Source organism: Pseudomonas sp. NPDC085632, assembly GCF_044541255.1.
GTDB lineage: Bacteria > Pseudomonadota > Gammaproteobacteria > Pseudomonadales > Pseudomonadaceae > Aquipseudomonas.
This window is the reverse complement of record NZ_JBITSX010000016.1, coordinates 1-18,814: the sequence shown is the minus strand read 5'-3', so window position 1 is coordinate 18,814 and position 18,814 is coordinate 1. Positions and strand designations below refer to the sequence as shown.

The following is an 18,814-nucleotide window of genomic DNA, read 5'->3' as shown; positions in this document are numbered from 1 at the left end:
TCGCTGTTTGAAAAAGCGTCTGTTCGTCACGGGTCTCAGTGGATTCGTGGGACAACATATTCAGTCGCGTCTGGCATTGCCGGATTCGTCGTGGGAGCTGCTGCCTGCCGCTTCATCCTACGACCTCACCCATCCGCACAGCCTCACCGATCTCTGGCCGCAGTTGCCTGATGCGGTCATTCATCTGGCCGGGCAAACGTTCGTCCCCGAAGCGTTCCGCGATCCGGCACGCACACTCGACATCAATCTGCTCGGTACGCTCAACCTGTTGCAAGCCCTCAAGGCACGCGGTTTTACCGGCACGTTCCTGTATGTCAGTTCCGGTGACGTCTACGGCCAGGTTGGCGAAAACCACCTGCCGATCACCGAACAACAACCGCCCTGTCCGCGCAACCCGTACGCGGTGAGCAAGCTCTCGGCGGAATTTCTCAGCCTGCAATGGGGCCAGAGCGAAGGCTGGCCGGTGTTGGTGGCGCGGCCGTTCAATCACATTGGCAGCGGCCAGAAAGAAAGCTTTGTCATCGCCAGTGCCGCCCGCCAGATCAATCGCATCAAACAAGGCCTGCAAGCACCGCAACTGGAAGTTGGCGATATCGACGTGACGCGGGATTTCCTCGATGTCGGCGATGTGATTTCGGCCTACTTCGCGCTGCTGGAAAAAGGCACACCTGGACAGGTCTACAACATCTGTTCGGGCCGTGAGCAAAGCATTCGCAGCCTGATCGAGCAGCTCGGCGATCTGGCCGAAGTCCAGATGCAACTGGTTCAGGACCCCGCGCGCATGCGCCGCGCCGATCAGCGTCGCGTTTGCGGCAGCCACGCCAGGCTGACCCGGACCACAGGATGGACGCCTGAAATCACTACACAACAATCCCTGCGGGCGATCCTGTCCGACTGGGAGATGCGAGTACGACAAGAATGACAAAAAGTGCACTGATCACAGGGATCACCGGCCAGGACGGCGCGTATCTGGCCAAGCTGTTGCTCGACAAGGGCTACAAGGTTCACGGCCTCGTCGCACGGCGCAGCAGCGATTCGCGCTGGCGCCTGCGTGAGATGGCGGTCGAAGCCGACATCGTCTATCTGGACGGTGACATGGCCGATGCCTGTTCGGTACAGCGTGCGGTCATTCAATCGGCGCCGGACGAGGTTTACAACCTCGCCGCGCAGAGCTTTGTCGCCGCGTCGTGGAATCAGCCGGTCACCACCGGCATCGTCGATGGTCTGGGCGTCACTCACCTGCTCGAAGCGATCCGCCAATTCAGCCCGCACACCCGGTTTTATCAGGCATCAACCAGCGAAATGTTCGGTCTGATCCAGGCCGAGCGGCAGGATGAAAACACACCGTTCTACCCCCGCAGCCCGTACGGCGTGGCCAAACTGTACGGCCACTGGATCACCGTCAACTACCGCGAAAGCTTCAACCTGCATGCCAGCAGCGGCATCCTCTTCAACCACGAATCACCGCTGCGCGGCATCGAGTTCGTCACCCGCAAGGTCACCGACGCCGCGGCCCGAATCAAGCAGGGCAAACAGCACGAACTGGCCTTGGGCAACATCGACGCCAAGCGCGATTGGGGCTTTGCCGGTGACTACGTCGAAGCCATGTGGCTGATGCTGCAACAGGACAAGCCTGACGATTTTGTGGTCGCCACCGGCGTCACCACCACGGTGCGCGAAATGTGCCGCATCGCCTTCGATCACGTCGGCCTCAACTACCGCGACTACGTGAAGATCGACCCGGCGTTTTTCCGCCCGGCCGAAGTCGAAGTGCTGCTCGGCAATCCGGCAAAAGCTCAGCGCGTGCTGGGGTGGAAGCCGAAAACCGACCTGGATACCTTGATCCGCATGATGATGGATGCGGACATGAAACGCGTCGCCAAGGAGTAGGCCATGCTGATTCCCGTGATTCTGTCCGGCGGTGCCGGCACCCGTTTGTGGCCGGTGTCCCGCGAGGGCCACCCGAAACCATTCATGCATTTGCCCGATGGCCAGTCACTGTTGGGCAAGACCTACCAGCGAGCGGCAGCGCTCCTCGACGGCTGGGGCGACATCGTCACAGTGACCAACCGCGAGTACTACTTCCAGAGTAAGGACCACTATTGCGCCGCCCATGTTTCGCGCCATCGCGGGCACTTCCTGCTGGAGCCGACCGGGCGCAACACCGCGCCGGCCATTGCGGCAGCGGCGTTGTCGCTGCAGGCGCTGCACGGTGACGACGCGATCATGGTGGTGATGCCCGCCGACCATTTGATCGTCAATCAGGACGCGCTGAAAACAGCGGTCGAGCACGCGGTCAATCTCGCCAAAGACGGTTATCTGGTGACCTTCGGCGTGATCCCGACGGCGCCGGAAACCGGCTTCGGCTACATCGAAACCGGCGCTCCGCTGGATGCCAAGGGCGCAGCCAAGGTGCAGCGTTTCGTCGAGAAACCCGACCTGCAAACCGCCACGCATTATCTGGAGAGCGGCAACTTCCTGTGGAATTCAGGAATGTTCTGCTTTACCACCGCCGCCGTGATTGCCGAGTTGCAATTGCACGCACCTGAGCTGCTGGAGCAGACCCGTGTCTGCATGGCCGCCAGCGCGCCAATCGAAACCGTTGGTTGCCTGCAACAGGAGTTGTCGCCGGCGCTGTTCGCTGAAATCACCGACATCTCCATCGACTACGCGTTGATGGAGCGTTCGGAAAAAGTCGTCGTCGTGCCCGCCGGTTTCGACTGGAGCGACATCGGTTCGTGGGGCGCCGTCGCGGCGCTGGTGCCGGCCGATGCCGACAACAACCGCGCCAGCGGCGAAGCGATCTTCATCGACAGCCACAACAACTTCGTCCAGAGCGATGGCCGGCTGGTAGCGACGGTGGGTGTGGATAACCTGATCGTGGTCGATACCGCTGACGCGGTGCTGGTGGCCCATGCCGACCGTGCGCAGGACGTACGCCGCGTGGCCAAGCAACTCAAGGACAAATCCCACGAAGCCTATCGGCTTCATCGTACCGTCAGCCGTCCATGGGGTACTTACACTGTTCTCGAAGAAGGGCCACGCTTCAAGATCAAGCGCATCGTGGTCAAACCCGGTGGCAAGCTGTCCCTGCAAATGCACCATCACCGCAACGAACACTGGGTGGTGGTAGAAGGCATGGCCAAGGTCACCAACAATGGCAGTGGCACGACGCTGGTGGCCAAGAACGAATCGACCTTCATTGCCGCCGGCCACAAACATCGCCTGGAAAACCCTGGCGTGATCGATCTGGTGATCATCGAAGTGCAAAGCGGCGAATACCTGGGAGAGGACGACATCGTCCGCTTCGAAGACCAATACGGCAGGACGGTTTAAATGCTGCTTTCCCTGTACCGCTCGTTGCATGAATACCGAAGTTTCATCCTCGGCAGCGTGCAGCGAGAGTTCCAAGCGCGTTACCGCAATTCGCTGTTCGGTGCTTTGTGGCCGATCTTCAATCCGCTGTCGATGATCATCGTTTACACCGTGATCTTTTCCCACATCATGCGCGCCCGCTTGCCCGGTGTGGATGACGGCATGGCCTACAGCATTTACCTGTGCGCCGGACTGCTCGCGTGGGGGCTGTTTTCGGAAATCACCCTGCGCAGCCAGAACATGTTTCTGGACAACGCCAACCTGCTGAAAAAAATCAGTTTCCCGAGAGTCTGTCTGCCGGTGATCGTGCTGATCAATGCCGGGATCAATTTCGCCATCATTATTGGCTTGTTTCTCGGTTTCCTGCTTGTCACCGGACGCTGGCCGGGCATGGCGCTGCTGGCGCTGGTGCCGCTGGTCGCCCTGCAAATGATGCTCTGCGCAGGCCTCGGCATGGTGCTGGGCGTACTCAACGTATTCTTCCGTGATGTCGGGCAACTCTTCGGCATCTGTCTGCAATTCTGGTTCTGGCTGACACCGATCGTTTACCCCATCAGCATCTTGCCGGAGTGGCTACAAGGCCTGCTGCAATTCAATCCGCTGACCAACCTGATCGCCAGTTACCAGAACGTGTTTCTCTACGGTCAATGGCCTCTCTGGAGTTCGCTGCTGCCGGCCTTTGTGATCGGCGCAGTGTTCTGCGCCATCGGTCTGCGCCTGTTCCGCCAACGGGTCGGTGAAATGGTGGACGAGCTCTGATGGGACATATCCGTGTTACCGGGCTGGGCAAAGCCTATAAACAATACCCCAGCCGCTGGAGTCGCCTGGCCGAATGGCTGATTCCTTTTGCAGCGCTGCGTCACCGCCAGCATTGGGTACTCAAGGACCTGACGTTCGAGATCCCGGCCGGCGAGGCCGTGGGCATCGTCGGGGTCAATGGCGCAGGCAAGAGTACGCTGCTGAAGATGATTACCGGCACCAGTCGACAGACCTGCGGCACCATTGAGCTGTCGGGTCGGGTCGCCGCGTTGCTGGAGCTGGGGATGGGCTTTCACCCGGACTTCACCGGCCGGCAAAACGCCGTGATGGCCGGGCAATTGCTCGGCATGCAACTTGATGAAATCAACGCGTTGATGCCACAGATCGAGCGCTTCGCTGAAATCGGCGAAGCGATTGAGCACCCGGTGCGCACCTACTCCAGTGGCATGCAGATGCGTCTGGCATTCAGCGTCGCCACCGCACGCCGCCCCGATATTCTGATCGTTGACGAAGCACTGTCAGTGGGCGATGCCTACTTTCAGCATAAAAGCTTCCAGCGCATCCGTAGCTTCCGTGAGGCCGGCACCACCCTGCTGATCGTGTCCCACGACCGCTCGGCGATTCAATCGATCTGCGATTCGGCGATCCTGCTCGATGGCGGCCGCATGGTCATGCACGACAGGCCTGAAGCGGTAATGGATTACTACAACGCCTTGCTTGCCGAACGTGAAGGCCAGACCGTGCGTCAGGAATTGCTCAGCAGCGGCCAGGTACAAACCGTGTCAGGCACCGGCGAAGCGGGCATTGTGCGCGTGCGCTTGCTCGACGAATCCGAGCGCTCCATCGAAGCCGCCGAAGTCGGCCAGTCTGTGGTGCTGGCCGTGGACGTCGAAGTGCGTCAGGACATCGAACGGTTGGTGCTGGGGTTCATGATCAAGGATCGCCTCGGCCAGCCCATGTATGGCATCAACACCCATCGCCAGAACCAGGCGCTGGAAAACCTGCGAGCCGGCGAGCGCATCAGCTATCGCTTTGCGTTTGTGATGGGCCTGGGCAAAGGCAACTACTCCGTGGCCCTGAGCCTGTCGCGGCTGGACTCGCACCTGGATCGCAATTTCGAATGGCGGGATTTCGGTCTGGTATTTCATGTCATCAACACTCGACGCGAAGATTTCGTCGGTTGCTCATGGCTCAACGCTCAGACCACGATCAGCCGAGATGTACAAGCCAGCCGTGTGGAGCGCACACCATGACGCGCTTGCTGGTGGAGTGCACCCATGTGTTTAAACACCCGACGGTCAACTCGGGTATTCAACGCGTGGTTCGCAATGTCATCAAGCAGCTGCCTGCCAGTGCTGAAGGCGCCGAGTGCCTGCCGGTGGTGGTGCTTAATGGCGAACTCTATCGCGTGCTGCAATTGGCATCGCTCGACACGCCTTTTTTCAACAGGCTGGAAACCTTCGGTGGACGCCTGGAGCGCCTCGCCCATCGCTTCTGGCAATGGCATCAGCGTCGTGATGCGCAACTCACTTCGAAACTGGCGCGACGGATTTTGTATGTCGGCTATCGGCTGACGATCTTCAGCGCGTTCGGCCTGCCGATACGCCTGATCCGACGGATCAACCGCACGCACCTGCTCAAACGTTGCATCCCCCTGCAACATCAGCCGGGCGATCAACTGGTGCTGCTGGACTCATCCTGGCACTCGGATATTTTCGCCCACGTCGAGCAGCTAAAACGCGACGGCGTTGGCATGATCGCGGTGATCTACGACCTGATCCCACTGACTCATCCGCAGTTTTACGACACGCGTCTGGTCGAGGTGTTCAGCGAGTGGTTCGACTGGATCACCCGCACGGCCGATGGCTACATGGCGATTTCTGCCACGGTACGCGATCAGGTGCGTGAAGAATTGCAGCGCAGAATCGGTGCCGAACACACCGCCCAGCGCTGGTTCGATTTCTTTCACTTGGGTTCCGAACTGGATCTGCATACCGACCAGGCAACGGTCGATCCGCGCCTGAAGCAATTGTTCACGACAACAGACCCGGTTTACCTGATGGTCAGCACCATCGAACCACGCAAAAACCATGCGTATCTGCTCGATGCCTTCGAACGCGCCTGGGCCACAGGCTCAACGGCACGGCTGTGCATCGCCGGGCGGGTCGGCTGGAAATGCGACGCCCTCCTCGACCGGGTGCGCAATCATCCAGAGCTGAATCAGCGTCTGTTCATGTTCAACGACCTCAGTGACACCAGCCTTGAACACGCCTACGCCCACGCCAGTGCGTTGGTGTTTCCTTCGTTCGTCGAAGGCTTTGGTTTGCCCTTGGTGGAAGCCATGCAACGTGGCTTGCCGGCAATGGGTAGCGACATTGCGGTGTTTCGCGAAATCGGCGGCGAGTTCATGGCGTATTTCGATTTGCAGGATCCGCAAAGCCTTGCCGACTTGATCAACGGCTTCCAGTGCAGCGGCCAGTTTCCTGCCGCCCGCGATGTTGCCGATTGGCAGTGGATCGGCTGGCGTGAAGCCAGTCTGCAACTGGCCGAACGCAGTGTGCGTAACGTCCTGCAAGCGCCGGCGGCGCCAGCGAGGCAACATGCGCATAGCGCTTAACGCTCGCATTCTCCAGGCACCGCGCACCGGCATCGGCCATTACGTTGCCGAACTGGTCAACGCCTTGCGCAGTGAGCCCGACATTGACGTGACGTTGTTCCACGGCTGGGGCTGGGGTTCGGCGCTGCCGGATGCGGCCATGCCCGGTTATTCGCGCCTGACGCCACTGCTGCGGCAGATTCCCGGGGCTTATCAGGCACGCCGCTGGCTGGAGCAGAAACGCTTCGATCAGGGCCGCGTGCAAGGTATCGACCTCTATCACGAACCGAGCCTCTGGCCGCTGGCCTTCGACGGCCCGACCGTGATCACCCTTCATGACCTGACGCACCTGCATTTCCCTGAGACCCAGCCTGCGGCGCGGCTCAAGGAAATCGAACGTCGATTGGCCGTGGGCGTGCAGCAGGCCCAAGTGATTCTCACCGACTCGCAAGCCATTGCCGAGGAAGCTCAAGCGTATTTCAGCCTGCCGGCCGAGCGTTTTGTCGTCGCGCCACTGGGCGTCGCAGAACGCTTTCACCCGCGCGAGGCGAGCGCCATTGACGCGGTGCTCAAGGCGCATGCGGTGGCGGCGCGGGAATATTTTCTATGCGTGGGCACGCTGGAGCCGCGCAAGAACCTTGGGCTGGCCCTGCGCGCCCATGCCCTGTTGCCGGAAACCGTGCGTCAGCGCTTTCCGCTGCTGATCGTCGGCATGGCCGGCTGGGAGCGCGAACAGTTCAGCGAACCCCTGCGTCAGGCGCTGTCCAGCGGGCATGTGTGCCTGCTCGGTTATCTGCCCGATGAACAGGTCGCGCAATTGCTGGCCGGCGCCCGGGCGCTGATTTTTCCATCGCTGTATGAAGGCTTTGGCCTGCCGGTACTGGAAGCCATGGCCAGCGGCACACCGGTGGTGCTCACGCGTTCTTCGGCGATGCCGGAAGTCGCGGGCGCAGCGGGCAACTATATTGAAGCTGACGATGCAGAAGGCCTGCGTGATGCGCTGAGCCGACTGATCGACGATCAAGCGCATTGGCAGGCATGCCAAGAAGCCGGGTTACAGCAGTCGCGGCTTTTTTCCTGGAAGCGTTGTGCACAGGCTACGGCCAGTGCCTACCGCCGGGCCATGGGAGGTTGAATGCAAGTTCTTCATTTTTTCAAGACGTACCTGCCCGACTCGGTCGGCGGCATTGAGCAAGTGATCTTTCAGCTGTGCGAAAGCGGCGCCCAGCACGGCATCGACGGCCAGGTACTGACGCTTAGCACTGACCCGACACCGCCCGTGGTGCAATTGGGCCAGCACGAAGTGCACCGCGCCAAACTCGACATCCAGTTCGCCTCCACCGGTTTTTCCTGGAGCGTGTTCAAGCAGTTTCGCGAGTTGGCTGCCGAAGCGGATGTGGTCAATTACCACTTCCCGTGGCCATTCATGGACCTGGTGCACTTCGCCACTGCGATGAATAAACCGAGCGTGGTGACTTACCACTCGGACATCATTCGCCAGAAGCACCTGCTCAAACTCTACCGTCCCCTGATGAACCGCTTCCTCGCCAGTGCCGACCGCATTGTTGCCGCTTCGCCGAACTACCTGCACACCAGCGATGTATTACAGCAGTTCCAGGACAAGACCCGAGTGATTCCCTACGGCTTGAACAAGGCCGGTTATCCACAGCCTGATGCCGAACGGATGAATCGCTGGCGCCAGCAGCTTGGGGATAAGTTTTTCCTGTTTGTCGGCGTGATGCGTTACTACAAAGGCCTGCATATTTTGCTCGAGGCCCTGAAAGACGTGGACTATCCCGTGGTCATTGTCGGCGCCGGGCCATTGGAACTGGAACTGCACGCACAGGCGCAGGCGCTGGGCCTGCGCAACGTTCATTTCCTCGGGCGCCTGGGTGACGAAGACAAAGTCGCGCTGCTGCAACTGAGCTACGCCATCGTCTTCCCTTCGCACCTGCGCTCGGAAGCCTTCGGCATTTCGTTGCTGGAAGGTGCGATGTACGGCAAGCCGATGATCTCCAGCGAAATCGGCACTGGCACCAGCTACATCAATATCCACAACGAAACCGGCCTGGTAGTGCCACCGAGTCATCCACAGGCGTTTCGCGAGGCGATGCGAACCCTGTGGGAAGACCCGGTGCGGGCTGCTGCGATGGGCGTAAAAGCTGAAGCACGTTATCGGCAGTTGTTCACAGCCGACGAGATGGGGCGCAAGTGGACGGAGCTGTATCAGGAATTGCTGGAAGAGAAATCGCTGTCCTACGCCTGAACCCTGTTTTGGAACGCATACCCCCTGTGGGAGCGAGCCTGCTCGCGAAAGCGGTCTGTCAGCAACAATGATGTTGACTGATCCGGCGCATTCGCGAGCAGGCTCGCTCCCACAGGGTATTTGTGGTGAGTTCGGAATTACAGATCCAGCACTAAAGGCTGCGTGCTTTGTGCCGGGACGGCGCAACAAATCAGCACATGCCCCGCTTCGGGAATATCCGCCGGCACCTGTGGATAATTCACCGCACCACTGACCAGCCGGGTCTTGCAGGTGCCACACGAACCACCGCGGCAACTGAACTCGGGGCGCAATCCGCGGCTTTCCGCCAGCTCCAGCAAACTGCCGCCATCGGGCTGCCAGCGCGCCTCTTTCGCCGAGCGCTCGAACACCACCGGCACCGATGTGGTCGCTGCAGGCGGTTGCTCGATCACGATCGCGTCCGGATCGGCCTGACGTTTCAGGGTCGACGGGCCAAAGGTTTCCGCATGAATCTGCGCATCGCGCACATCCAGTTCGCGCAAAGTGTCGTAAAGCCCTTGGGTAAAACCACCGGGGCCGCAGAGCACAAAGTCGAGCTGATCAAAATCCTCGGCTTGCAGCAGGTTTCTCAGCACTGTGCCGTCGATGCGCCCATGCACATCGAAATCCTCGCCCTCTCGCAGATCCGCTTCCGGCTGGCTGAGCAGACGCAGGACTCGTACAGAGTCGCCCGCCGTTTCGAGCAGACGATCGAGCTCCTTGCGAAACGGTTGATCCGCCAGACTGCGCGAACTCTGCAACAACAATGTTGGACGAATCCCCCGCGTGCGTAAGCCTTGGTAAACCACCTCGCGCAGCATCGACAGCAATGGCGTGATGCCGACCCCGGCAGCCAGCAGCACCAACGGTCGCTGTTCCAGCGGCGCCACGGTGAAATGCCCCTGCGGCGCCCGCGCCTCAAGCACATCGCCAACGCGGATCAGCTCATGCAGGTGCGACGAAATCAGCCCTTCGCGCTTGACGCTGATCCGGTAGAAACCATCCGATGGCGCACTCGAAAGACTGTAGGTGCGGATATGCACCTCGCCATCGATCGTGAAACGCAACGGCAAATGCTGACCCGCGAGAAACACCGGCAAACCGGCGCCATCGGTTGGCTCCAGATAGATTGAGCGGATGCCGCGACTTTCCGCTTCGATCTTCGCTACGCGCAACGGCCGCCATTGGTTACCCAAAGCCTGAGCCTGCAACCGTGCGTCCGCCTCGGCCCAGTTGCCGGTCAGCAGGCTGGTCGGTGACATGCCGTCGAAGCGCCAGCGCAACGCCAGGGCTGCCGGGCGTCGCACCAGCTTCTCCACTTCAAATGTCCACAACCGTTCCGCACCTTGAAAGGCTTCGATCTGCGGGTCATCGAGAAGGATCTCGGTGCGCCCGCTCAGTTGCAGCAGATCACCTGTGGAAAAGTCGATGAACAGCAAGCCGGCCTTGGGATTGAGCAGCAGATTGCCCAAGGTGTTGAAATGCAGATTGCCGGCGAAATCGGGGATGGTCAGACGATTGCCTTCCACCCGCACGAAACCGGCCTGGCCGCCACGGTGAGAAACATCCACCGCGCGTTGCCCCTCGACATCCACATAACTGGCGACAAAAAACGTATCGGCGCCAGTAATCAGCGCGGTGGCGGCGTCATCGAGACCGTGCAGATGTTCGGCCGGGCGGGTCTGCGGATCCGTCAGGGGCACCCGCTGAAACTGGCGCAACTGAATGTACTGCGGGCAATTGCCGAAAGCCTGATCCACGCTCACGTCGAACCCGTCGGCCGTCAGATTGCCAACATGACCGTTAAGGCGATTGCGCCGACGGGTGTGCAACTCGATGCCGAGCAAACCGATCGGCTCGCCGTTACGCAGTTGCGCGGGATCATCGGCAGCGGGTTGGCTGGCGAAATGCAGATGTTCAGGATCGGGCGAATGGGCAAACCCCGGCGCGCCTTCGAGCACGCTGGCCCATGGACGTCCATCCGCATCGACTGCGCCGTACAGCATGAAGGGCAGTTGCTGATAGAACTCACGGTGCTGATCCGGCATCCAGCTGCGAATCACCTTGCGCCCAAAGCCTTCCATGCGTTCGGCAACGCCGACATGGGCCTGCAATTGCTGTTCGCCAGCGTGCCACGGTGAACGTTCCATCACGACCTCTCCCCTGCACCGTCGGCACAGTGTGGATTGCGAAAATCAGGCGGTGGTTTGCAGACCGGCGACAGTGCGCGGCATGCCGACGAAGCCCGGCAAAGCTTCAACCCGGGCCAGCCAGGCGCGGACATTGGCGTAGTCGTCCAGCGACACGTTGCCTTCCGGTGCGTGGGCGATGTAACTGTAGGCCGAAACGTCGGCAATAGTCGGTTCGGCGCCGGCCAGATACGGCGTTTTGCCCAACTCGATGTCCATCACCTTGAGCAGGTTGTGCGCACGGGTAATCGCTTCTTCTGCATTCAGTTGGGCACCAAACACCGTGACCAATCGCGCAGCGGCGGGGCCGAAAGCAATCGGCCCGGCGGCAGCCGACAACCAGCGCTGTACCCGCGCCGCACCGACCGGATCGGTTGGCAGCCAACGACCATGGCCGTATTTCTGCGCCAGATACACCAGAATCGCGTTGGAGTCGGCGAGCACCACACCGTCGTCATCGATGGCCGGCACCTGGCCAAAACTGTTGATCGCCAGATACGCCGGCTGCTTGTGCTCACCCTTGGCCAGATCGACGAAGATCAGCTCGGTCGGCAATTGCAGCAGGGACAGCATCAGCTCGACACGGTGGGCGTGGCCGGAACGTGGGAAGTTGTAGAGTTTGATCGCTTGCATGGTCGACTCCGCTGAACAGGGGCGCCGCTGCGGGGATGAGCGCGCCGATGGAGGCCATCTTGCTCTGATCGCGAAAACAACAGAATCACCAGAAAATGCAATCGATTATTTCACTGAGTGAAATAACGCTGCATTTTTCAACGCTGGAAGTTCGCGCAAAGCCTCCGCCGTAAAATCGACAAAACTGCGGATCCGCGCGGGAGCCTTTCGCCCCCCCTGATACACGACATGGATCGGCAGCGGCGGCAGTTCGAATTCCGCGAGGACGATTTCCAGTGCACCGGCGGCAACCTGGCTCGCCACTTGATAGGACAACACTCGAGTCAAACCCAAGCCCGTGCAAGCTGCTGTAATCGCAGCCTGATTGGCGGTAACGATCAAACGCGGCTCGGGACGCACACTCAGCGGTTCGCCATCATCGAGAAACGGCCAACTGCGTTGCTGACCAATCGCTGAAGTCGCCACCACTGGCGCCCCCGCCAACGCGTGGGGGTGAAGCGGTCGACCATGCTCGGCAAAGTATTTCGGCGAGCCGCAAATGACCCGACGCACCTCACCGACCCGAATCGCATGCTGATTGCTGTCCGGCAGATCACCGATGCGCACCGCGACATCAATGCCCTCCTCAACCATGTTGACGATCCTATCGACCAGTACGGCGTTGATCGTGACATCCGGATACCGCGCGAGATAACTCGCCATCACCGGCGTCACAAACAAATCACCGAACAACACCGGCGCCGTCACCGTCAGTTGCCCACGCGGCTGGGCATGGCTGCCCGCCGCCGAATCCTCGGCCTCCTGCACCTCGGCGAGAATCCGCCGGCAATCTTCCAGATAACGCTGCCCCGCTTCGCTCAAATGCACACTGCGCGTGGTGCGAATCAGCAACTGCGTACCGATCCGCTGCTCCAGCGCCGCCACCGCCCGCGTGACACTGGCTGCCGACAACCCCAGACGCCGAGCCGCCGCTGAGAAGCCTTGCTCCTGGGCGACGGTGGTGAAGATGTGCATTTCCTGGAAGCGGTCCATTCCTTGACTCCTACGTCGCAGCGTTCATCCGCTGGTGCAAATCCGGGAACAACAACTGAGCAAACCAGATCGGTAAACCTGGATAAAGATCACGCGCTTTCGGTGTCGCACTTTCGACCAAACCCAACTGAACCAAGCCTTTCAACTGATCCGTGGCTACGCGATCCGACAGTCCGGTGAAAATCTTGAAGTCGGCTCGACTCAACGTTCCCTGAGTCAGCAGAACATGCAATGCCCGCGCAGCCTCAGGCTTGATTCCGGCGATTTTGATTCGCTCGTGCCACACAAAAATGCTGTGCAACCTTTCGCGCATATTCGATATGTTCAGCGCCCGTTCGGTATAACGCATCTGGTCGAGACAGGTTTCCAACATGAAGCCGACAAACTCGAACAAGCCTGCTTGAGTCAGCTGACCACGACCGTCAAGATCTCCGCGGCGGGATTTGTCGGCATTGGCTAATCGGGCGTAATACGTTCCCTGCTGTCGAGCGAGACCGCGAGATAACGACCAGAGAGGTGAGACCAGCCCAAGTTTTTGCAGTTGAAGATGAGTAAGTAACCTGATGGTTCGCCCGTTGCCATCGATAAATGGATGTACCCAAGCCAGTCGATGGTGATACGCCATCACCGAAAGCAATCGACTCCGCGCATCCGGCAAACGCCCGTACACGTTCTGCATTCGAGCGAGCATCGGACCCACGGATTGGCAGGGTGGTGCAGCATGATCGTCGACCAGAACGTCTCGTCCGCTCACATCGCGCAATTCGCCGGGCACCAAGTGGCTACCGCCGCTCAACATCAATTGATCTTCGCGGGTTCCGTAGAAGAGTCTTTTGTGCAAACGCGTAACGAACGCCGGACTGAAGAGAGCTTCCCAAGAAAGGCTCTTATGCATTGACAACGCGCGCTCGAAAGCCTGCTGCGTACCGATGTGCGTCATCGCCAGTTCGGTCAGTTCCTTGCGTTGCCGTTTGGGAGACGTCGGGGTGAGAGTCACCGGCTCGGTGAACTGGCCTTCAATCAAGTTACTGTAAAAACTGCTGGTTACCCGAAGTAACCCGCCGACCCGCTGCAGCATAGGGGGAGAAACCATCGCACTGAGCTTCCCAGCCTGAAACGGCACCTGCTCAGCCAAATGCAGTATTTCATTCGGAAATATCGGCATAAGCGGCTCAAGCCAATGGGTTCCCAAGACTGTTTCAGCACACATTCAACCTCCTGAATCGCGGATTTATCTGCGGATTCAAGAATACGCTCAAGGCCGCTATTTACCTAGCCTTGAGTTCTTTAGGAGGTTTCTCATACTGAGGTAATTCGCGGATTATTTTGCGAATTTTTTGCCAGAAGAAAACGCAGAAGTGAGAGTCTGATTCCAATGTCCTACACGAGAGCGCGAAATCTCGCGCTCTCGTGCAAAAACCGTTACTCCACCGTGACCGACTTCGCCAAATTACGTGGCTGATCCACATCCGTGCCTTTAAGCACAGCCACGTAGTACGACAGCAACTGCAGCGGAACCGTGTAGAGGATCGGCGAGAGGATGTCGTGGATATGTGGCATCTGCACGACGTGGGTGCCTTCGCCGTTGGTCATCCCGGCTTTCTCGTCGGCGAACACAATCAGTTCACCACCACGGGCGCGGACTTCCTGCAGGTTGGATTTGAGCTTTTCCAGCAGTTCGTTGTTCGGCGCCACGGTAACCACCGGCATGTCGTTATCCACAAGCGCCAGCGGGCCGTGTTTCAGCTCGCCGGCCGGGTAGGCTTCGGCGTGAATGTAGGAGATTTCCTTGAGTTTCAGGGCACCTTCCATCGCCACCGGGAATTGCGCTCCACGACCGAGGAACAGGGTGTGGTTCTTTTCGGCGAACAGCTCGGCGATTTTCTCCACGGTGCTGTCCATGGCCAGTGCTTCACCGAGACGGGTTGGCAGGCGACGCAGTTCTTCGACCAGACGTGCTTCGACGCCATCAGCCAACGTTCCGCGCACTTGGCCCAGCGACAGGGTCAGCAGCAGTAGACCAACCAATTGCGTGGTGAAGGCTTTGGTCGAGGCCACGCCAATTTCGCGACCGGCCTGGGTCAGCAGAGTCAGGTCGGACTCGCGCACCAGCGAGCTGATGCCGACGTTGCAGATGGCCAGGCTGGCGAGGAAGCCCAACTCCTTGGCATTGCGCAGGGCCGCCAGGGTGTCGGCGGTTTCGCCGGACTGCGAAATGGTGACGAACAGCGTGTCCGGCTGCACCACCACTTTGCGGTAGCGGAATTCGCTGGCGACTTCGACCTGGCAAGGGATGCCGGCCAGTTCTTCCAGCCAATAACGCGCGACCATACCGGCGTGATAGCTGGTGCCGCAGGCGACGATCTGCACGTTGTGGACTTTGGCGAACAGCTCGGCCGCTTGTGGGCCAAACGCTTGCACCAGCACCTGATCGTTGCTCAGGCGACCTTCGAGGGTGCGCTGAACCACCGCCGGTTGCTCGTGGATTTCCTTGAGCATGTAGTGGCGGTATTCGCCTTTGTCGGCGGCTTCGGCGCCATCGCTGTACTGCACGGTCTGGCGCTCGACGGCATTGCCGTTGACGTCCCAGATCTGCACGTTATCGCGGCGAATTTCGGCGATATCGCCTTCTTCCAGGTACATGAAACGGTCAGTGACCTGGCGCAATGCCAACTGATCGGAGGCGAGGAAGTTTTCACCCAGACCCAGACCAATCACCAACGGACTGCCACTGCGCGCGGCAACCAGACGATCCGGTTGTTTCGCATTGATCACCGCTAGACCATAAGCACCGTGCAGTTCCTTGACCGTCGCTTTAAGCGCTACGCTCAGATCAGGCTGATCCTTGAGTTTATGGTTGAGCAGGTGAGCGATGACTTCGGTATCGGTATCCGAAGTAAACACATAACCCAGCGCTTTTAGTTGTTCGCGCAGGGCTTCGTGGTTTTCGATGATGCCGTTGTGCACCACCGCGATGTCGCCGGAGAAATGCGGGTGGGCGTTGCGTTCACAGGGTGCGCCGTGGGTAGCCCAACGGGTGTGGGCAATGCCGAGACGGCCAACCAGCGGGTGTTCGGCCAGCGCGGCTTCGAGTTCGCTGACCTTGCCCGGGCGACGCATACGCTCAAGGGTTTCGTCGTTGGTGAAGACCGCGACACCGGCGCTGTCATAGCCGCGGTATTCCAGGCGCTTGAGGCCCTCGAGCAGGATGGCGGTGATATTACGTTCAGCAACTGCGCCGACAATTCCACACATGCTTATTTCTCCTGACTGACAGCCGCGCAAATCACGGTGATACCGCGGGCCTGTATCTGATCGCGCGCCTCGCTAGGCAGGCGATCATCGGTAATTAGGGTATGGACGCTGCTCCAGGGCAGTTCCAGATTGGGGATCTTGCGACCGATCTTGTCGGCCTCGACCATGACGATGACTTCCCGCGCCACGTCAGCCATGACCCGGCTCAAACCGAGCAGCTCATTGAAGGTGGTGGTGCCACGCACCAGATCGATGCCATCGGCGCCGATGAACAACTGGTCAAAGTCGTAAGAGCGTAGTACCTGCTCGGCGACCTGGCCCTGAAAGGATTCCGAATGCGGATCCCAGGTGCCGCCGGTCATCAACAGCACCGGTTCGTGTTCGAGTTCGCTCAGGGCGTTGGCGACGTGCAGGGAATTGGTCATCACCACCAGACCGGGCTGCTGGCCAAGTTCCGGGATCATCGCGGCAGTGGTGCTGCCGCTGTCGATGATGATCCGCGCGTGCTCGCGGATGCGTTTCACCGCCGCGCGGGCAATCGCCTGTTTGTATTTTGAAACGTGTTGCGCGGTTTCAGCGACCAACTCCTGGGGCATGGTGATCGCCCCGCCGTAGCGGCGCAGTAGCAGGCCATGGCTTTCCAATGCGGCGAGATCCTTGCGAATCGTAACTTCGGAGGTTTCGAAGCGCTTGGCCAATTCGTCCACACTGACTTCACCCTGCTCGTTGAGCAAGGCAAGAATATTATGACGGCGCTGGGGCGTATTGCGTTTCGACATGATGACCTAAGTTTCGATTCGAAAGATAACGGAAGCAATCAAAACCTATCGCCTTCAAATCGTCAACCCATCGCCCAAAAAAAATCGCAGCCACCGACAATTCCCGTAGGAGCTGCCGAAGGCTGCGATCTTTAGATCTTCAAAAAGCCGCTGTGGATAACTCAGTCCTTTCTGATTTTCTCCGGCCGCTTCCAGCCATCGACATTCCTCTGCCGCGCTCGGCCGACGGCCAACTGCGCGTTATCCACATTTTGCGTAATGGTCGAACCGGCTGCCGTGGTCGCACCGGCAGAGATATCCACAGGCGCTACCAACGAATTATTGGAGCCGATGAACACGTCCGCACCCAACACGGTTTTCCACTTGTTGGCGCCGTCGTAGTTACAGGTGATGGTGCCGGCGCCAATGTTGGTACGCGCTCCGATCTCGGCATCGCCAAGATAAGTCAGGTGTCCAGCCTTGGCGCCTTCCCCCATGTGGGCATTTTTCAACTCGACAAAGTTACCCACGTGCGCGCGCGCTTCGAGCACGGTGCCTGGACGCAGACGCGCAAACGGGCCGGCATCGCTGCCCTCGCCCATAACGGCGCCTTCGATATGACTGTTGGCCTTGATCACCACGCCTTTGCGCAGGGTGCTGTCTTTGATCACGCAGTTCGGACCGATGACCACGTCGTCTTCGATGACAACGGTGCCTTCGAGGATCACGTTGATGTCGATCAGCACGTCGCGGCCCACGGTGACTTCGCCTCGCACGTCGAAACGCGCCGGGTCACGCAGGGTCACGCCTTGCGCCATCAAGCGGCGGCCAGCACGCAGCTGGTAGTGACGCTCCAGCTCGGACAATTGCTTACGATCATTGGCGCCCTGCACTTCCATTGGGTCGTGCGGTTGTTCGGTGGCGACAACCAAGCCATCGCTGACCGCCATTTCGATCACGTCGGTCAGGTAGTACTCGCCTTGGGCATTGTTGTTCGACAGACGACTCATCCAGTCGGTCAGACGATTGGCCGGCACCGCGAGAATGCCGGTATTACCTTCAGTAATTGCGCGTTGCGCTTCGCTGGCATCTTTGTGCTCAACGATGGCTGCGACCTTGCCGTCAGCATCGCGCACAATGCGGCCATAACCGGTCGGGTCTTCCAGTTCGACGGTGAGCAAACCCATCTGCCCGGGCACGACATGCTTGAGCAAACGTTGCAGGGTTTCGACTTCGATCAGCGGCACGTCACCGTATAGGATCAACACCGTGTCGGCATTAATGAACGGCACCGCTTGAGCCGTGGCATGACCGGTGCCCAGTTGCTTGTCCTGCAGAACGAAATTCAGATCGTCAGCGGCCAGGCGTTCACGCACCACATCGGCACCATGGCCGATCACCACATGAATGCGTTGTGGGTCAAGTTGCCGGGCGCTGTGGATAACATGACCCAGCATGGAATTGCCGGCAATCGGGTGCAGCACCTTCGGCAACGCCGAACGCATACGAGTGCCTTGACCGGCCGCGAGGATAACGATTTCAAGAGACATGACTGGCTACCAATCCTGGGTGGTCAGCAACTGCGACCGGGTTTTGGGAATTCGGAAAAGAAAAAAGGGTAGCCGAGGCTACCCTTTTTTATCAATCGCACAACAAGCGGCTGACGGATTAACCGCCAAACTTCTTGCGGATCTGCTGGACGGTGCGCAGCTGAGCTGCAGCCTCGGCCAGACGTGCTGACGCAGCGCTGTAGTCGAAATCAGCGCCTTTTTCATGCAGAGCATGCTCGGCAGCCTTGAGAGCTGCTTGAGCCTGAGCTTCATCCAGGTCGGCGGCACGTTGCACAGTGTCGGCAAGCACTTTGACCATGTTCGGCTGAACCTCGAGGAAACCACCGGAGATGTAGAACACCTCGGGCTCCCCGCCTTGCTTG

Annotated in this window: 16 protein-coding genes; 8 read left to right on the top strand and 8 right to left on the bottom strand. The window is 59.6% G+C overall.

The window, feature by feature from the left end; translation table 11 throughout:
- The first annotated feature begins 7 nt into the window (after positions 1-7).
- Genes ACIF4X_RS13255 through ACIF4X_RS13220 form a run of 8 tightly spaced genes read left to right on the top strand, consistent with a single transcriptional unit; the run spans position 8 to position 8,996 of the window.
- A complete protein-coding gene (locus ACIF4X_RS13255) occupies positions 8-922 on the top strand; it encodes a GDP-mannose 4,6-dehydratase (RefSeq protein WP_397482473.1) in 915 nt (304 codons plus the stop codon).
- A complete protein-coding gene (gene gmd / locus ACIF4X_RS13250) occupies positions 919-1,890 on the top strand; it encodes a GDP-mannose 4,6-dehydratase (RefSeq protein ID WP_397482472.1) in 972 nt (323 codons plus the stop codon). Before ACIF4X_RS13255 ends, gmd begins: the two co-directional genes overlap by 4 nt.
- A 3-nt stretch (positions 1,891-1,893) precedes the next feature.
- A complete protein-coding gene (locus ACIF4X_RS13245; protein WP_397482471.1) occupies positions 1,894-3,336 on the top strand; it encodes a mannose-1-phosphate guanylyltransferase/mannose-6-phosphate isomerase in 1,443 nt (480 codons plus the stop codon).
- Positions 3,337-4,134: an ABC transporter permease gene (locus ACIF4X_RS13240; RefSeq protein WP_397482470.1), complete on the top strand. Its 798-nt coding sequence runs from the start codon at positions 3,337-3,339 to the stop codon at positions 4,132-4,134.
- Positions 4,134-5,387, top strand: a complete 1,254-nt coding sequence (locus tag ACIF4X_RS13235) for an ABC transporter ATP-binding protein (RefSeq protein WP_397482469.1) — start codon at positions 4,134-4,136, stop codon at positions 5,385-5,387. Before ACIF4X_RS13240 ends, ACIF4X_RS13235 begins: the two co-directional genes overlap by 1 nt.
- Positions 5,384-6,751 carry a glycosyltransferase family 4 protein gene (locus tag ACIF4X_RS13230; RefSeq protein WP_397482468.1) on the top strand — a complete coding sequence of 456 codons (1,368 nt, stop codon included), beginning with the start codon at positions 5,384-5,386 and terminating at the stop codon, positions 6,749-6,751. The genes ACIF4X_RS13235 and ACIF4X_RS13230 overlap by 4 nt, the downstream gene beginning before the upstream one ends.
- Positions 6,735-7,865 (top strand): glycosyltransferase family 4 protein, encoded by a 1,131-nt coding sequence (locus tag ACIF4X_RS13225; protein ID WP_397482467.1) that lies wholly within the window; start codon positions 6,735-6,737, stop codon positions 7,863-7,865. The genes ACIF4X_RS13230 and ACIF4X_RS13225 overlap by 17 nt, the downstream gene beginning before the upstream one ends.
- A complete protein-coding gene (locus tag ACIF4X_RS13220; protein WP_397482466.1) occupies positions 7,866-8,996 on the top strand; it encodes a glycosyltransferase family 4 protein in 1,131 nt (376 codons plus the stop codon). It begins immediately after the preceding gene.
- A gap of 137 nt (positions 8,997-9,133) precedes the next feature.
- Here ACIF4X_RS13220 and ACIF4X_RS13215 read toward each other — a convergent pair whose 3' ends face one another.
- The 8 genes from ACIF4X_RS13215 to atpC all read right to left on the bottom strand — a co-directional run.
- Entirely contained in the window at positions 9,134-11,164 is a 2,031-nt protein-coding gene (locus tag ACIF4X_RS13215; protein WP_397482465.1) for a pyridoxamine 5'-phosphate oxidase family protein, read from the bottom strand.
- Positions 11,165-11,209: 45 nt separating this feature from the next.
- Positions 11,210-11,836 (bottom strand): glutathione S-transferase family protein, encoded by a 627-nt coding sequence (locus tag ACIF4X_RS13210; RefSeq protein ID WP_397482464.1) that lies wholly within the window; start codon positions 11,834-11,836, stop codon positions 11,210-11,212.
- 105 nt (positions 11,837-11,941) lie between these two features.
- Positions 11,942-12,868 carry a LysR family transcriptional regulator gene (locus ACIF4X_RS13205; protein WP_397482463.1) on the bottom strand — a complete coding sequence of 309 codons (927 nt, stop codon included), beginning with the start codon at positions 12,866-12,868 and terminating at the stop codon, positions 11,942-11,944.
- A gap of 10 nt (positions 12,869-12,878) precedes the next feature.
- Positions 12,879-14,078: a Fic family protein gene (locus ACIF4X_RS13200; RefSeq protein ID WP_397482462.1), complete on the bottom strand. Its 1,200-nt coding sequence runs from the start codon at positions 14,076-14,078 to the stop codon at positions 12,879-12,881.
- Between the two features lie 212 nt (positions 14,079-14,290).
- On the bottom strand, positions 14,291-16,123 hold the full coding sequence (gene glmS, locus ACIF4X_RS13195; RefSeq protein ID WP_397482461.1) for a glutamine--fructose-6-phosphate transaminase (isomerizing): 1,833 nt from the start codon (positions 16,121-16,123) through the stop codon (positions 14,291-14,293).
- Between the two features lie 2 nt (positions 16,124-16,125).
- Entirely contained in the window at positions 16,126-16,905 is a 780-nt protein-coding gene (locus tag ACIF4X_RS13190) for a DeoR/GlpR family DNA-binding transcription regulator (RefSeq protein ID WP_397482532.1), read from the bottom strand.
- Positions 16,906-17,063: 158 nt separating this feature from the next.
- Positions 17,064-18,431, bottom strand: coding sequence for a bifunctional UDP-N-acetylglucosamine diphosphorylase/glucosamine-1-phosphate N-acetyltransferase GlmU (gene glmU / locus ACIF4X_RS13185; protein WP_397482460.1), 1,368 nt, complete (start codon positions 18,429-18,431; stop codon positions 17,064-17,066).
- Positions 18,432-18,549: 118 nt separating this feature from the next.
- Positions 18,550-18,814: ATP synthase F1 subunit epsilon (atpC, locus tag ACIF4X_RS13180; protein WP_397482459.1), on the bottom strand; the 265-nt coding region annotated here is incomplete at its 5' end.

Bases quoted from the DNA above. Each gene is read 5' to 3' on its own strand.
- ACIF4X_RS13200 (WP_397482462.1), bottom strand. From the start codon at position 14,078: ATGTGTGCTGAAACAGTCTTGGGAACCCATTGGCTTGAGCCGCTTATG.
- glmU (WP_397482460.1), bottom strand. From the start codon at position 18,431: ATGTCTCTTGAAATCGTTATCCTCGCGGCCGGTCAAGGCACTCGTATG.
- ACIF4X_RS13215 (WP_397482465.1), bottom strand. From the start codon at position 11,164: ATGGAACGTTCACCGTGGCACGCTGGCGAACAGCAATTGCAGGCCCAT.
- gmd (WP_397482472.1), top strand. From the start codon at position 919: ATGACAAAAAGTGCACTGATCACAGGGATCACCGGCCAGGACGGCGCG.
- ACIF4X_RS13240 (WP_397482470.1), top strand. From the start codon at position 3,337: ATGCTGCTTTCCCTGTACCGCTCGTTGCATGAATACCGAAGTTTCATC.
- ACIF4X_RS13235 (WP_397482469.1), top strand. From the start codon at position 4,134: ATGGGACATATCCGTGTTACCGGGCTGGGCAAAGCCTATAAACAATAC.
- ACIF4X_RS13225 (WP_397482467.1), top strand. From the start codon at position 6,735: ATGCGCATAGCGCTTAACGCTCGCATTCTCCAGGCACCGCGCACCGGC.
- glmS (WP_397482461.1), bottom strand. From the start codon at position 16,123: ATGTGTGGAATTGTCGGCGCAGTTGCTGAACGTAATATCACCGCCATC.
- ACIF4X_RS13210 (WP_397482464.1), bottom strand. From the start codon at position 11,836: ATGCAAGCGATCAAACTCTACAACTTCCCACGTTCCGGCCACGCCCAC.
- ACIF4X_RS13230 (WP_397482468.1), top strand. From the start codon at position 5,384: ATGACGCGCTTGCTGGTGGAGTGCACCCATGTGTTTAAACACCCGACG.
- ACIF4X_RS13205 (WP_397482463.1), bottom strand. From the start codon at position 12,868: ATGGACCGCTTCCAGGAAATGCACATCTTCACCACCGTCGCCCAGGAG.
- ACIF4X_RS13220 (WP_397482466.1), top strand. From the start codon at position 7,866: ATGCAAGTTCTTCATTTTTTCAAGACGTACCTGCCCGACTCGGTCGGC.
- ACIF4X_RS13245 (WP_397482471.1), top strand. From the start codon at position 1,894: ATGCTGATTCCCGTGATTCTGTCCGGCGGTGCCGGCACCCGTTTGTGG.